Annotated in this window: 11 protein-coding genes; 6 read left to right on the forward strand and 5 right to left on the reverse strand. The window is 55.5% G+C overall.

The features are described 5' to 3' along the window. The first annotated feature begins 59 nt into the window (after nucleotides 1–59). From htpG to KUE00_RS05575, 4 genes are all read left to right on the forward strand, one after another. Entirely contained in the window at nucleotides 60–1,934 is a 1,875-nt protein-coding gene (gene htpG / locus KUE00_RS05560) for a molecular chaperone HtpG (protein WP_246758600.1), read from the forward strand. A gap of 473 nt (nucleotides 1,935–2,407) precedes the next feature. After that, complete coding sequence (gene adk, locus KUE00_RS05565; protein ID WP_246758602.1) at nucleotides 2,408–3,052, forward strand: adenylate kinase; 645 nt, start codon at nucleotides 2,408–2,410, stop codon at nucleotides 3,050–3,052. Nucleotides 3,053–3,167: 115 nt separating this feature from the next. Next, nucleotides 3,168–4,127, forward strand: coding sequence for a ferrochelatase (gene hemH / locus KUE00_RS05570; protein WP_246758603.1), 960 nt, complete (start codon nucleotides 3,168–3,170; stop codon nucleotides 4,125–4,127). Nucleotides 4,128–4,202: 75 nt separating this feature from the next. After that, on the forward strand, nucleotides 4,203–5,507 hold the full coding sequence (locus KUE00_RS05575; protein WP_246758604.1) for an inosine/guanosine kinase: 1,305 nt from the start codon (nucleotides 4,203–4,205) through the stop codon (nucleotides 5,505–5,507). 17 nt (nucleotides 5,508–5,524) lie between these two features. Here the strand turns inward: KUE00_RS05575 and ybaL are convergent, their stop codons facing one another. Beyond that, nucleotides 5,525–7,201 carry a YbaL family putative K(+) efflux transporter gene (gene ybaL / locus KUE00_RS05580; RefSeq protein WP_246758605.1) on the reverse strand — a complete coding sequence of 559 codons (1,677 nt, stop codon included), beginning with the start codon at nucleotides 7,199–7,201 and terminating at the stop codon, nucleotides 5,525–5,527. Nucleotides 7,202–7,641: 440 nt separating this feature from the next. Between ybaL and ushA the strand changes: the two genes are divergently transcribed. Continuing rightward, nucleotides 7,642–9,402 carry a bifunctional UDP-sugar hydrolase/5'-nucleotidase UshA gene (gene ushA, locus KUE00_RS05585; RefSeq protein ID WP_281434515.1) on the forward strand — a complete coding sequence of 587 codons (1,761 nt, stop codon included), beginning with the start codon at nucleotides 7,642–7,644 and terminating at the stop codon, nucleotides 9,400–9,402. An 86-nt stretch (nucleotides 9,403–9,488) separates the two neighbouring features. Here the strand turns inward: ushA and KUE00_RS05590 are convergent, their stop codons facing one another. Next, on the reverse strand, nucleotides 9,489–9,905 hold the full coding sequence (locus KUE00_RS05590; protein WP_246758684.1) for a multidrug/biocide efflux PACE transporter: 417 nt from the start codon (nucleotides 9,903–9,905) through the stop codon (nucleotides 9,489–9,491). 85 nt (nucleotides 9,906–9,990) lie between these two features. Between KUE00_RS05590 and KUE00_RS05595 the strand changes: the two genes are divergently transcribed. Then, nucleotides 9,991–10,878 (forward strand): LysR family transcriptional regulator, encoded by an 888-nt coding sequence (locus tag KUE00_RS05595; protein WP_246758609.1) that lies wholly within the window; start codon nucleotides 9,991–9,993, stop codon nucleotides 10,876–10,878. Here the strand turns inward: KUE00_RS05595 and ybaK are convergent. The 3 genes from ybaK to copA all read right to left on the reverse strand — a co-directional run bounded on the left by ybaK (nucleotide 10,875) and on the right by copA (nucleotide 14,919). Then, nucleotides 10,875–11,354, reverse strand: a complete 480-nt coding sequence (gene ybaK, locus KUE00_RS05600; RefSeq protein ID WP_246758611.1) for a Cys-tRNA(Pro)/Cys-tRNA(Cys) deacylase YbaK — start codon at nucleotides 11,352–11,354, stop codon at nucleotides 10,875–10,877. The two genes, KUE00_RS05595 and ybaK, sit on opposite strands and share 4 nt — an antisense overlap. Nucleotides 11,355–11,527: 173 nt before the next feature. Then, on the reverse strand, nucleotides 11,528–12,325 hold the full coding sequence (locus KUE00_RS05605; protein WP_246758612.1) for a TraB/GumN family protein: 798 nt from the start codon (nucleotides 12,323–12,325) through the stop codon (nucleotides 11,528–11,530). Between the two features lie 98 nt (nucleotides 12,326–12,423). Continuing rightward, a complete protein-coding gene (copA, locus tag KUE00_RS05610) occupies nucleotides 12,424–14,919 on the reverse strand; it encodes a copper-exporting P-type ATPase CopA (RefSeq protein WP_246758614.1) in 2,496 nt (831 codons plus the stop codon). Nucleotides 14,920–15,065 lie beyond the last annotated feature (146 nt).

The raw sequence follows: 15,065 nt of genomic DNA on the forward strand, positions 1-15,065 counted from the left end.
TGAATTTTTCCCCGCTGTCCCCATTCTACTTCTCAACGTAAACCAGTTATGAGGTAGCAATGACCATGAAAGGACAAGAGACGCGTGGCTTCCAGTCAGAGGTAAAACAGCTTCTGCACCTGATGATCCATTCCCTCTATTCAAATAAAGAAATCTTCCTGCGTGAACTGATCTCCAATGCCTCCGATGCGGCCGACAAGCTGCGCTTCCGCGCGCTTTCCACGCCGGATCTCTATCAGGGCGACGGCGATTTGCGGGTTCGTGTTTCTGTTGATAAGGAAAATCGTACGCTGACGCTGAGCGATAACGGCATCGGCATGACGCGAGACGAAGTCATTGAAAACCTGGGAACCATCGCTAAATCCGGCACCAAATCTTTCCTGGAATCGATGGGCTCTGACCAGGCAAAAGATAGCCAGCTGATCGGTCAGTTCGGCGTCGGTTTCTATTCCGCATTTATCGTGGCGGATAAGGTTTCCGTACGTACCCGCGCAGCCGGAGCCAGCGCCGAAGAGGGCGTGTTCTGGGAATCTGCCGGTGAAGGCGAATACACCATCGCCGATATAAATAAAGAAGATCGCGGAACGGAAATCACGCTGCATCTGCGTGAAGGCGAAGATGAGTTCCTGGACGCCTGGCGCGTGCGCAGTATTATCAGCAAATACTCCGACCATATCGCGCTGCCGGTAGAAATCGAAGAGCACAACGAAGAAGAAAAAACTTCCAGCTGGGAAAAAATCAACAAGGCGCAGGCGCTGTGGACGCGCAACAAGTCCGAAATCAGCGACGACGAGTACAAAGAATTTTATAAGCACGTTTCCCACGACTTTGCCGATCCGCTGACCTGGAGTCACAATCGTGTGGAAGGCAAGCAGGAATACACCAGCCTGCTTTATATCCCTTCCCAGGCGCCGTGGGATATGTGGAACCGCGATCATAAACACGGGCTGAAGCTGTACGTACAGCGCGTATTTATCATGGATGACGCCGAGCAGTTCATGCCGAACTACCTGCGCTTCGTTCGTGGCCTGATAGACTCGAGCGATCTGCCGCTGAACGTCTCGCGTGAAATCCTGCAGGACAGCCGCATTACCCAGAATCTGCGTAACGCGCTGAGTAAGCGCGCGCTGCAAATGCTGGAAAAAGTGGCGAAGGATGACGAAGAGCAATACCAGAAATTCTGGCAGCAGTTTGGTCTGGTGTTGAAAGAGGGCCCGGCTGAAGACAGCGCCAACAAAGAAACCATCGCTAAGCTGTTACGCTTTGCTTCGACCAGCAGCGAAGGTTCCGCGCAGACCGTGTCGCTGGAAGATTACGTCAGCCGCATGGTGGAAGGGCAGGATAAAATTTACTACATCACTGCCGACAGCTACGCCGCCGCGAAAAGCAGCCCGCATCTGGAGCTGTTCCGTAAAAAAGGCATCGAGGTGCTGCTGCTTTCCGATCGCATCGACGAATGGATGATGAGCTATCTGACCGAGTTCGACGGTAAAACCTTCCAGTCCGTCAGCAAAGCAGATGAAGCGTTAAGCAAGCTGGCCGATGAAGAGAGCGAAGAGCAGAAGGAAGCAGAGAAAGCGCTGGAGCCTTTTGTTGACCGCGTGAAAACGCTGCTGGGCGAGCGCGTGAAGGATGTGCGTCTGACGCACCGCCTGACCGATACGCCAGCAATTGTGACCACGGACGCTAACGAAATGAGCACGCAGATGGCGAAGCTGTTTGCTGCGGCTGGCCAGCCGGTGCCGGAAGTAAAATATCTGTTTGAGCTGAATCCGGAACACGCGCTGGTGAAGCGTGCTGCCGATACGCAGGACGAAGCACGTTTTGCCGAGTGGGTAGAACTGCTGCTGGATCAGGCGATGTTTGCCGAGCGCGGTACGCTGGAAGATCCTAACCAGTTTATCCGCCGTATGAACCAGCTGCTGCTGGGCTAAGGCTGCCCGGTTTATTCGCCGTATGAACCAGCTGTTGCCAGGCTAAGGCTGCCCGGTTTATCCGTCGTATGAACCAGCAACTGCCAGGCTAAGGCAGTCAGGAAACGCGCTTTTTACTTCCTTATAGAAAGCGCCCGTTTCTCGAGCCTGCAATTTCGTCACAGCTACAGGGAGCAAACCTTTGCTCCCTGTTTTTATTTCCTCGCCGGTTACTTTCCCCTCACTGACGACCTCACTATGCGTCATCCTGCTACTTAATCGGGTGAAAAAGTCTGAAAACAGGGCTTTCAGGCCGCTGACGCCAGAAACCGCTTAAAGCTGTGCCAGTCATACCGAATTTCCCTTTAGTTACCGGTAACGTCGCGGCCTGCGGACACCGCTAAGCTGCGGGGTTCCTTGTGGATACAGGGTCATAATGTTATGTTCATGCCCTGGATAATTTGATTAAAGCGATTCGCAAGGGGATTTACGCAATGCGTATTATTCTGCTCGGTGCTCCGGGTGCAGGTAAGGGGACTCAGGCTCAGTTTATTATGGAGAAATACGGCATTCCGCAGATCTCCACGGGCGACATGCTGCGTGCGGCAGTAAAAGCCAATAGCGAGCTGGGCCAACAGGCCAAAGAATTGATGGATGCTGGCAAGCTGGTCACTGACGAGCTGGTTATCGCCCTGGTAAAAGAGCGCATCGCTCAGGAAGATTGCCGCAACGGTTTTCTGCTGGACGGCTTCCCTCGCACCATTCCTCAGGCAGACGCCATGAAGGAAGCGGGCATTAAAATTGATAACGTGCTGGAATTCGCCGTGCCGGACGAGCTGATCGTCGAGCGCATCGTTGGCCGTCGCGTTCACGCGCCATCCGGCCGCGTTTACCACGTTACCTTCAATCCGCCAAAGGTTGAAGGCAAAGACGACGTGACTGGTGAAGAGCTGACCACGCGTAAAGACGATCAGGAAGAAACCGTGCGTAAGCGCCTGGTGGAATACCATCAGATGACCGCGCCGCTGATTGCTTACTACAGCAAAGAAGCGGAAGCGGGCAACACCGCCTACCACAAAATTGACGGCACGCGTAAAGTGTCTGAAGTCAGCGCCGAACTGGAAAAAATCTTCGGTTAGTCCCTTTCCGGGCCGGTAAAAGCCGGCCCTGTTACAGCAATTGGTTTCCCCTCCCTGATTTTCCGCTAGAATGATTCTCGTTTTCATCACCTGAGATGCCAGATAAGGAATAACAATGCGGCAAGATAAACCCGGCGTGCTGCTGGTGAACTTAGGCACGCCTGACGCGCCCACCACGCCTGCTGTAAAACGCTACCTGAAACAGTTCCTCAGCGACAAGCGCGTTGTGGATACGCCACGCTGGCTGTGGTGGCCGATTCTGAACGGCGCGATTTTGCCGATTCGTTCACCGCGCGTCGCCAAACTCTACGCATCAGTCTGGATGGAGGAAGGCTCGCCGCTGATGGTGTTCAGCAAACGCCAGCGCGCGGCGCTGGCGGCAAGGCTGGATATGCCGGTTGAGCTGGGAATGAGCTACGGCAATCCGAGCCTGAAAAGCGCGCTCGACAGCCTGATGGCGCAGGGCGTGACCCGCCTGATCGTGCTGCCGCTTTACCCGCAGTTTTCCTGCTCTACCGTAGCGGCGGTGTGGGACGGAATTACGGAAGTGTTTGCGGGCTATCGCAGCCTGCCTTCGGTACAGTTTATACGCGACTACGCTACTCATCCGGCCTACATTGCAGCCCTGAAAGCTTCGGTTGAACGCTCTTTTGCCATACACGGCAAGCCGGATCTGCTGGTGATGTCTTTTCACGGCATCCCGCAGCGCTTTGCTGACGAAGGTGACGACTATCCGCTGCGCTGTCGCGAAACCAGCGAGGCACTGATAGCGGCGCTGGGGCTGCGCAGTGACGAAGCGATGCTGACCTTCCAGTCCCGTTTTGGTCGGGAACCGTGGCTGACGCCTTATACCGATGAGACGATGCAGTCGCTGCCGGCAAAAGGCGTCAAGCACGTGCAGATCATGAGTCCCGGCTTTTCCGCCGACTGCCTGGAAACGCTGGAAGAGATCAGCGAGCAGAACTGTGAGTTCTTTATGCACGCGGGCGGCACGAAGTTTGAATACATTCCGGCTTTAAACGATGATGCGTTGCACATTGATATGATGGTCGAGCTGGTCAACAGCCAGCGCTAAAAATCAGGGGGTGTGGGCAGCCAGCCCCATCCCTGCTATGATTGCCCGCCTGTATCCCTTCCTGAAGTCAGCAAGATGAAATTTCCCGGTCAGCGTAAATCCAAACACTATTTCCCCGTTAGCGCCCGCGATCCGTTGTTAAAACCGGTGCAGCCGGAAAGCGAAACCGGCACCAGCTGGATAGCCGGCATCGATCAGATCCTGGTAGATATCGAAGCGAAAGTGGATGACGCTTTTGTCGCTCGCTATGGTCTGAGCATGGGGCATTCGCTGGTGATTGAGGATGACGTAGCCGAGGCGCTGTATGAAGAGCTGACGCGAGAAAACCTGATTACCCATCAGTTTGCTGGCGGCACCATCGGCAATACGCTGCATAACTATTCGGTACTGGCGGACGACAGGTCGGTGTTGCTGGGCGTGATGTGCAGCAACGTACAGATTGGCAGTTACGCCTATCGCTATCTTTGTAATACCTCCAGCCGCACCGATCTGAACTACCTGCAGGGCGTTGATGGCGCGATTGGCCGCTGCTTTACGCTGATTGGCGAGCACGGCGAGCGCACCTTTGCCATTAGTCCCGGCATGATGAACCAGCTGAAAAAAGAGAGCATTCCGGAAGAGGTCGTCGCTGGTGCCTCTGCGCTGTTGCTGACTTCTTATCTGCTGCGCTGCAAGCCGGGTGAGCCGATGGCGGAAGCGACCATGCAGGCGATTGCCTGGGCTAAAAAACACAATATTCCGGTCGTGCTGACGCTGGGAACCAAATATGTGATTGGCGATAACCCACAGTTCTGGCGCGATTTTCTGCGCGACCATGTATCCGTGGTGGCGATGAATGAGGAAGAGGGCGAAGCGCTGACCGGCTTTAGCGATCCGCTACAGGCGGCGAATATGGCGCTGGACTGGGTAGATCTGGTGCTCTGTACCGCTGGACCAAACGGGCTGTACATGGCTGGCTTTACGGAAGAGGAAGGCAAACGTAAAACGCAGCATCCCCTGCTGCCCGGCGCGATCCCGGAGTTCAACCAGTATGAGTTCAGCCGCGCCATGCGCCATCAGGACTGCGAGCAGCCGCTGCGGATTTTCTCGCATATTGCGCCTTACATGGGCGGCCCGGAAAAAATCATGAACACCAACGGCGCGGGCGACGGTGCGCTGGCGGCGCTGCTGCATGACATCACCGCTAACGATTACCATCGTCTCAACGTGCCAAACTCCAGCAAGCATGGCCGCCGCTACCTGACGTACTCATCGCTGGCCCAGGTTTGTAAATATGCTAACCGCGTCAGCTATCAGGTGCTTAACCAGCATTCGCCACGCTTAACGCGCGGGCTGCCGGAGCGTGAGGACAGTCTGGAAGAGTCCTACTGGGAACGCTAAGCTCTTCCGGTCGCGGCTCACACAGGACATTCCTGTGGCTTTGCTTCCGCCAGCAGGATGTTCAACATGCTGCTGGCAATTTCCCGCTCGCCCATGATGACGCGATTAGCGCCGCGCTCGGTGATATAGCTCACCTCTTCGTCGTAATGGGCGCGGGCAATTATCTCAATGGCCGGGTGCTTTTCACGGGCTGCGGCGACGATTTCTCCCGCTTCAAAACCATCAGGAATGGTCAGCAGCAGCCAGCTGGCACAGTCCAGACGCGCCAGCTCCATGACGTCCGTGCGCGCTGCATTGCCCAGCACCGCACTGATACCTTGTTCTCTTAATGCTTCCACGCGCGCGCGGCTGTTTTCCACCACCACAATCGGCACGCCGTTTTCTATCAGCTTTCGCCCCAGCAGACTGCCGACGCGACCAAACCCCACGATAATAGCGTGATTGCACAAGGAGACCGGGATCTGCGGTTCTTCTGCCTGCGCCTCTTCGCGAGCCTGTTCTTCCCGCGCTTCGCGTTTGTCGCCATAGCGCTGTAGCAAAGCGAACAGGATCGGATTAAGCATAATGGAAAGGATTGCGCCTGCCAGCACCAGGTTACGGCCTTCCTGCGTCAGCAGATTCAATGAGATGCCTAATCCCGCCAGGATAAAGGCAAACTCACCAATCTGCGCCAGGCTAACAGAGATGGTCAGGGCGGTACTGCGCGAATGGCCAAACAGCCGCACCAGCAGCAGGGCGGCCAGTGATTTGCCCAGTACGATAATGGCCAGCACGCCGAGGACGGCCAGCGGCTTGTCGACCAGTACCATAGGATCGAACAACATGCCGACAGAGACAAAAAAGAGCACGGCGAAGGCGTCACGCAGCGGCAGGGTATCGTGCGCGGCGCGATGGCTTAATTCGGATTCATTCAGCACCATACCGGCAAAGAACGCGCCAAGCGCAAAAGAGACGTCGAAAAACTCAACCGCGCCAAAAGCGATGCCCAGCGCCAGCGCCAGAACGGCCAGCGTAAAAAGCTCGCGTGAGCCGGTGGCGGCGCTGCGGGCGAGGATCCACGGCACCGCACGCCGCCCGACCACCATCATCAGCACCATAAAGGCAACGACTTTGCCAATGGTAATCAGCAGATCGGTCAGCAGCATGGCTAGACTGGCGCTGCCTTCTTCCATCATGCCCGCAATGGCGGGTAGCAGCACCAGCGCCAGCACCATCACCAGATCTTCTACAATCAGCCAGCCAATGGCGATTTGCCCGCGTCGGCTATCGATAAGCTGGCGCTCTTCCAGCGCTCGCAGCAGCACAACCGTACTGGCGGTGGAAAGACAAAGGCCAAAAACCAGCCCGGTCATCCACGGCCAGCCCAGCGCTGACGAAAGACCCATGCCCAGCAGCGTGGCGACGGCAATCTGCGCTACCGCGCCAGGGATAGCTATCGCTTTGACCGCCATGAGATCCTTCAGGGAAAAATGCAGCCCAACGCCAAACATCAGCAGAATCACACCCAGCTCGGCCAGCTCGGGGGCAAGGTTCGTGTCGGCGACAAAACCGGGGGTGAAAGGGCCGGCCAACACGCCAGCCAGCAGATAGCCTACCAGCGGTGAAATGCGTAAACGATTAGCCAGCATACCGAGGAGAAAAGCGAGAACAAGACCGCCAACGACGGTGGTGATAAGCGGCGTAGTATGATGCATGCTTTTCTCCCTTTGTGTGCAAATGTATCCGGATGTAAGTTTTAAGTGTATGGCATAATAAGTCAGCCTGCCTGGCGTATTCTGGTTAAAACGCAAAAAAAACGCCTTCGGCAAATAAATGCTATAGCAATCCAAATTTTTGAGGCTTAACCTGAAGTTAAACCGAATTCTTGCTGAATTTCCTGATGGCTGGTCATAGTTTTGTCGACATCAGGCACGTTTTTATCTGCGGAAGTGTCTGGGAAATATGCCTGCAATAGTGGTTACTACAGGAAAGCCTTAGATCTGTGAGTCATCTTTCCTTCATGCCTGGCGTGATGAAATAAAATGGCGTCACGAGTGCTGTTTAACGCCTCTTTGTCTGCCGTGCAGAACCTCTGCGGCAGGTGCGGAACGCCAGCTTTATAAGTCTTTAAACAAGGAGATTCGCTGTGCTTTTACTGAAGAAAAAGTCGCTGACGCTGTTGGCGCTGGCGTTGCTTAGTGCGCCGATCGTTGCTCAGGCCTGGGTAAAAGATCGGGTTTATAAATTTACCGTGCTGCACACCAACGATCATCATGGCCGCTTCTGGCAGAACGAGCATGACGAGTATGGCCTGGCCGCACAGAAAACAATGATGGATCAGATCAAATATGAGGTGCAGGCCCACGGCGGCGCGGTGCTGATCCTGTCCGGCGGCGATATCAATACCGGCGTGCCGGAGTCAGATATGCAGGATGCAGAACCCGATTTTCGCGGCATGAACCTGATAGGCTACGACGCAATGGCCATCGGCAATCACGAGTTCGATAAGCCGCTCTCCGTTCTTCGCCAGCAGCAAAAGTGGGCAAAGTTCCCGCTGCTTTCCGCCAATATCTACCAGAAAAGCACGGGAAAAAGGTTGTTTCAGCCTTATGCGCTCTTTAACCGCATGGGGTTAAAAATCGCCGTGATTGGGTTAACCACCGACGATACGGCTAAAATTGGTAACCCGGAATATTTTGACGATATCATTTTCCACCGGCCGGCGGCAGAAGCCAAAACGGTAGTGGAAGAGCTACGGCAGAAAGAAAAACCGGACGTCATTATCGCAGCCACCCACATGGGCCACTACGACAATGGTAACCACGGCTCCAATGCGCCTGGCGATGTGGAGATGGCGCGTGAATTACCGGCGGGCTATCTGGATATGATTGTCGGCGGGCACTCTCAGGACCCGGTCTGTATGGCCAAAGAAAACGTTAAGCAAGCCGACTACGTGCCGGGCACGCCGTGCCAGCCGGACAGGCAAAATGGGACGTGGATAGTGCAGGCGCACGAGTGGGGAAAATATATTGGCCGCGCTGACTTCACCTTTCTTAACGGTAAGCTGACGCTGGAACATTACGAGCTGGTGCCCATTAACCTGCGTCATAAGGTCACCAATGCCGACGGCAGCGTTAGCTGGGTCAACTACACCCAGGAAATTGTTAAAAATCCGGCCATGATGAAGCTGCTGACGCCATTCCAGAAAAAAGGCGAAGCGCAACTTAACGTTAAAATCGGCAGCACCAATGGCCGGCTGGAAGGGGACCGCAGCAAAGTGCGCTTTGTGCAGACCAGCCTTGCCAGAGTGATTTTAAGTGCACAGATGGAGCGGACTAAAGCTGACTTTGCGGTCATGAGCGGCGGCGGTGTGCGTGACTCTATGGACGCTGGCGATATTACCTATAAAGACGTGCTGAAAGTGCAGCCCTTTGGCAACACGCTGGTGTATGTCGATATGAAGGGCAGTGAGGTAGAAAAATACCTGGCGGTAGTGGCTAACAAGCAGGTTGATTCCGGCGCGTATGCGCAGTTTGCCAACGTCAGCCTGACGGCTGATGGTACAGGCGTGCGCGAGATTAAAATCAAAGGCGAACCTCTGCAAAAAGAGAAAACCTATCGCATGGCCACGCTAAGTTTTAACGCCACGGGCGGAGATGGCTATCCGGTCATTACTTCTTTTCCGGGCTATGTGAATACGGGCTTTGTCGATGCTGAAGTGCTGAAGCAGTATATTGAAAAGCACTCGCCGCTGGATGCCGCTGCTTTCGCGCCAGCCGGTGAAATTCAAAAGGGAAAACCGCTGCAGGCAACCGCGCCGGAGGCCGAGAAAAGCAGCCTTGAACCGCTGAAAAGATGGCGTAAAGCCATTATAGAAACGGTAATGGGCCATCCCGAAAGCGGGTCGCGCGGCTGATTTTACATTAAACGGGCGAGGGTAATTATCCTCGCCTTTGACTTTGCAGCGGGCGTTGTTCTTTATCTGCATCTTTGGCGCATAAATTATTGCTGGCATCTTCTGCGCGCGCGCAAAGTGTCGTATACCCAGTTATAAGCCACGGTATAAGGCAGAAAAAAGAGGAAAAACGCGATTTCCAGCAGTAGCGCCTGCCACAGCGAAATCCCCAGCATCCAGGCCGCAATCGGCAGCCCAATCAGGATAAAGCCGCCTTCAAACCCCAGCGCGTGCAAAATACGCAGCGGCCAGCCTTGCTTACCCGCAGGGAACAGATAATCGAACCCGGCGTTGTAAATCATATTCCAGATCATCGCTACGGTTGAGAGCATCACGGCAAGCGCACCCATTTGAAACAGCGGCTTTGCCATCGCCCATGATGCCAGCGGGGAAACTATCAGCACCGCCAGCAGCTCAAAACCCACCGCGTGGAAAAAACGCTCTTTTAACGTCCGCGTCATGATCTCTCCTTCATTTTAGTGAACGCGCATTCTCGCCATTTTCTTTGTTAAGATGAAATGATTACCTATCGAAAAAAGCGATACTTTGATGCGTTATTCACCGGAATCCTTGCAGGCTTTTGTTCAGACGGTCGAAAAAGGCTCCTTTTCTGCCGCCGCGCGTGCATTGCGCAAAAGCCAGTCAACTGTCAGTACGGCGGTCGCTAATCTGGAAGCCGATCTTGGCCTGATGCTGTTCAGCCGGGAAGCACGTACGCCAGTATTAACGGAAAGCGGGCAACGCGTGCTGGCACAGGTCAGAGAAATTCTGGCGGCCAGCGAGCGGCTGGATGAGCTGGTGGTCAGGCTGGCGGGCGCTGTTGAACCCTGTTTAAGCATGGTCATTTCTGATTTCTGGCAGGCGGACTATCACGAATCACTGCTGCAGCGTTTTGCGGTACGTTATCCGCAAATTGATTTTGAATGCATGATTGCCGAAGACGGCGACATTATCGATCTGATTCAGGCGGGCAGAGCGCATATTGGAGTGATCCGCGTCCAGCCCGGCTATCCGGAAGATATTGCAACGACGAGGCTACAGGTGAAGGCGCAGTTGGCTATCTATCTGCATCGGGACCATCCGCTGGCGCAGCTGCCTGAAGTCAGTGAGGACGCCTTAAAAAGCGTGCGGCAACTTTGTCTGAATACGGGCGCGAACCGGCACTATCGGGCGGGAAAGGGCGTATGGTCGGCACCTTCTTATCTGCTGCTGATGGAGATGGCAGAGCAGGGATTTGGCTGGACGGTATTGCCGCGCTGGATGGTGCAGCAGTTTGGACATCGGCTACTGCGCGAGCTGCCCGTCAGCGGCTGGCCGCAGAATATTCAGGTGGATGCGGTCTGGTCACGCCAGTCGCCCCCGGGCCCAGCTGGCCGCTGGATGCTCGACCGGCTTTCAGACCAGCCTGCTGACGAGGCTGGAGAACCGCTTTTTTAAGCACGTTTCGCAATATCGGCAAAAATCGCATCCAGCTGCTGCACTAAGTCCTGCGGGGAAATTTCGATTTCCAGCCCGCGGCGGCCGCCCGAAATAAAAATGGTGGGAAAGTGCTGCGCCAGCTCGTCAACAACTGTAGGCAGACGTTTTTTTTGCCCCAGCGGACTGATGCCGCCCGTCTGATAGCCCGTGGTACGCTGCGCAATCTGTGGATCGGCCATTTCCACCTTTTTAACACCCAGTGATTTCGCCATGTGCTTTAAATCCAGCTGCCCGGCAACGGGCGTCACGGCAACCGCCAGCGTTTTGGCATCCCCGTTCAGGGCAACCAGCAGCGTTTTATAAACCCGGTTAGCGTCCTGGTTTAGTTTGCGAACGGCTTCATCACCGTAGTGGGTATCACCGCTGTCGTGCTCATAGCTGTGCAACTTAAATTTTACTTTTTGTTTTTCAAGGAATTTTACTGCCGGGGTCATGACCGTTTTCCTTTTAACATGGAATGGCAAAAAGTGATGAAAAAAAGTACTGGATAAAATTCGGACTCCAGGCGACAATCTGCTCCCCCGTCAGCAAGCCAATTGCCAGCGGCGAACTAAAATCATAAAAAAATACCTTTTTAACGGGCTGGTAGCGATACCGGCCCTTTTTTTTACTTTTTTAGCAGGTCAGGCAGATTCCCTTCACCGTAAAGATGCAGCGCGCCCACGGCCACCACGTAGTCGCCGGGCGGCAAAGCTGTCAGCTCATGATACCAGCGCTGGTTGCGCTGTAGCATCAGCACATCATTTAACGCGCTGTTAAACGTGGCGGGCAGCGCCAGCTGGCTGTTGACTGGCGGCTTCTCTAGCCACCAGCCGATCATGGTTTGCAGCAGCCGGGCATTGGTATGCCAGTGCTTAAGCGTATCCTGCAACAGCGACAGGCCGTTTTCGGGCAGTGCCTTCAGCAGTGCCAGCTGCGTTTGCGGCCCTTCCAGCTCGATAATTTTTTTCCGCTGTGCTTTTGCCGCCTTCAGCAGCTGAAAATCGATACCGTGCTCTGCCCGCAGTCCCAGACGCTGGGCCTGCTGCGCCTGCAACATCAGCGCAATCTGCCAGGCCGGCAGGTTATCCAGCATTTCTCTGTCAATGCCCACTTCCTGACAAAGGCGGCCCAGCTGATTGTGCTCGTCGGCGCTCAGTCGTTCGGCCAGCGGCAGGCAAAATTCGCTTTCGCTGAAAGGCGAAACGCCAGAAGTAATATCCGCTTCGACAATCAGTGCGTCGGCCTGCGACAGCTTTTTCTGTAAAGCCACCGGCAGCGGGGTCATGTTTTGCGTGCCCATATGGATACTGCCGACCAGGTGCAGACGGCAGGGGCCGGTGGCAATATCCTGTGCCGGATAGGCATAGGAGACCGGCGACAGTCTGCGCCACAGCGCAGCTGCTTTGCGTAATAAATTTCCCATTGGTTCCGCCTTCCAGGTTATCTGCCCATGCTAATGGTTTAACCCACTGAAGGACAGTGGGAAACCAGTCTTTCAGACAAGCACTGAAAGTCGTTCTGCTAAGGCCGATAGCGAAGCAGCCTGTTGGCGTTGCTGACCACGGTGACGGAGGAGAGGGCCATGGCTGCACCCGCAATAACCGGGCTAAGCAAGGTACCGGTCAGCGGATAAAGCACGCCAGCCGCAATTGGAATACCACAGGCGTTATAAATAAACGCGCCCAGTAAATTCTGCCGCATATTGCGCAGCGTGGCTTTTGCAATTGCCAGCGCATCAATAATCGCGTGCAAATCGTGACGCATCAGCGTAATACCCGCGCTTTCTATCGCCACGTCACTGCCGCTGCCGATGGCTATGCCGACATCCGCCTGCGCCAGCGCGGGCGCATCGTTGATACCGTCGCCAATCATGGCGACCTGCTGGCCCTGCTGCTGTAGCTGACGGATTGCCTCGGCCTTACCGTCGGGCAGCACGCCCGCAATCACTTTGTCGATTCCGGCTTCTTTTGCGATAGCCTGCGCGGTTATCTCATTGTCGCCGGTCAGCATCACCAGCTTATAACCCTGCTGGTGGAGGTGCTGTAGCGTGGCGACGCTCTCTTTACGTAACGGATCGCGAATAGAAAATATGGCATGGATCTCGCCTTCAACTGCCAGCAAGACCGGGGTCATGCCTTTTGCTGCCCGAGACGCAATTTGCTGCTCCATGTCGTCCATAGCGATCTGCTGCTGCTGCATCATCGCACGATTGCCCAGCCATAGCTTTTTGCCGTTGATGATGCCGCTAACGCCCAGGCCGCCTGTGGTACGGAAGCCTGAGACTTCCGGGAACGCAGTATCACCCGCCCGTTCCACTATGGCCCGAGCCAGCGGATGCTGCGAACCCTGTTCCAGCGCCGCAGCGTAGCGTAATACCTGCTTTTCATCAGCACCGTTAAAAAGCGTAATCTCCGCAACCTGCGGTTTACCTTCCGTCAGGGTGCCGGTTTTATCAAAGACCAGCGTGGAAAGGGTACTGGCCTGCTGTAGCGCATCGGCATCGCGCACCAGCACGCCAAACTCGGCGGCCCGTCCCGTCCCGGCGATAATAGACATGGGCGTGGCCAGCCCCAGCGCGCACGGACAGGCGATAATCAGCACCGTAGTAGCCACCGCCAGCGTATAGGCGAGCTGCGGCGCTGGCCCGACAAAGTACCAGACCGCCGCGCTCAGCAAGGCTATCGCCACCACAATGGGAACAAAGACGGCGGAAATTCTGTCCGCCAGCCTGCCGATTTCTGGCTTGCTGCTTTGTGCCTGGCGCACCAGATTAACAATGCGCGAAAGCGTCGTATTTTTGCCTACCGCACTGGCAGAAAAAAGCACGCTGCCATCCTGCATCACCGTGCCCGCATGAACTTTGTCACCTTTTGCCTTTTGCTGCGGCAAGGCTTCACCGGTCAGCATGGCTTCATCCAGCCAGGCTTCGCCCTGTGTAATCTCACCGTCAACGGGAACGCGGTCGCCCGTGGTCAGGCGCAGCGTCATGCCCGGCTGCACTTCGCTTAGCGGCACCGTTCTTTCCTGGCCTTGTTCTACCAGGCGGGCAACCGGCGGCGTAAGATCCAGCAGGCGCTCAAGCGCCCGGGAAGCGCGCTGGCGGGCGCGCTGTTCCAGCATGTGACCCAGGTTGATAAGGCCGATAATCATCACGCTGGCTTCAAAATAGAGATGGCGGGCTGCAGGAGGAAAAGCGGCAGGCCATAAGCTCACGGCGGTAGAGTAGAGCCAGGCGGCGGCCGTGCCCAGCGCCACCAGCGTATCCATAGTGGCACTGCCTTTCAGCAGGCTGCGCCAGGCGCTACGATAAAAGTGGCTACCGGTAACCACCATGATCAGCAGCGTCAGGGCACCCAGCACTAACCAGGTGGGGCGGTTATTATCGCTCAGCATCATATTGTCGCCGAGCATGCCCCAAATCATTAGCGGTATACCAAACGCCAGAGCAACAATCGCCTGCCAGCGAAAGCGGCGCATCGCTTTAAGCGCAGACTGCTGCTGCTTTGTCCGGCGTTCGTTTTCGTCTTCAATGATCTCTGCTTCGTAGCCCGCATTCTGTACGGCTTTAATCAGCACGTCCGGTGACGCTTCTCCCGTCACCAGCGCGCTACGTTCGGCAAGATTGACGCGTGCCTGCGTAATGCCGGGCACCTGTTGCAAAGCGTTCTGGACACGGCTGACGCAGCTGGCGCAGCTCATGCCGTTAATCAGCAGGTGAAAACTTTCATTCTGTGCCGGAAGCTGGGTTGAGGCCGCTGTCAGCGCTTCCGGCTGAGGTTCTGAGTCTGTCAGCGGTTCAGTCTTTGGGGAGGCGTTGTCTGCCAGCGCGGCCTCATAACCTGCCTGCTCGACGGCGGCGATCAGATCGGCAGGGTTTGCGCTGCCGCTGATGCGGGCTTCATTGAGCGACACTTCTGCCTGCTCAACGTCGTCACGCTGCTCCAGCGTTTCTTTGACTCTTTTTATGCAGTGGCCGCAGGACAGGCCATCCAGTGATAATAAAATAGTCTGTGACATAGAAACTCCTTCTGTTTTGCTTTGGCACGTTTTACCGTTATTGCTAAGGTTAAACCTTCCATCAAGGGGAAGGTCAAACGGTCGGTGCGTTTATTTTAGTCATCGGCGGCAGGGATGCTACTATCCCCCGGTAAACTTGATTTGCA

Source organism: Erwinia phyllosphaerae, assembly GCF_019132875.1.
Classification (GTDB): Bacteria; Pseudomonadota; Gammaproteobacteria; order Enterobacterales; family Enterobacteriaceae; genus Erwinia; species Erwinia phyllosphaerae.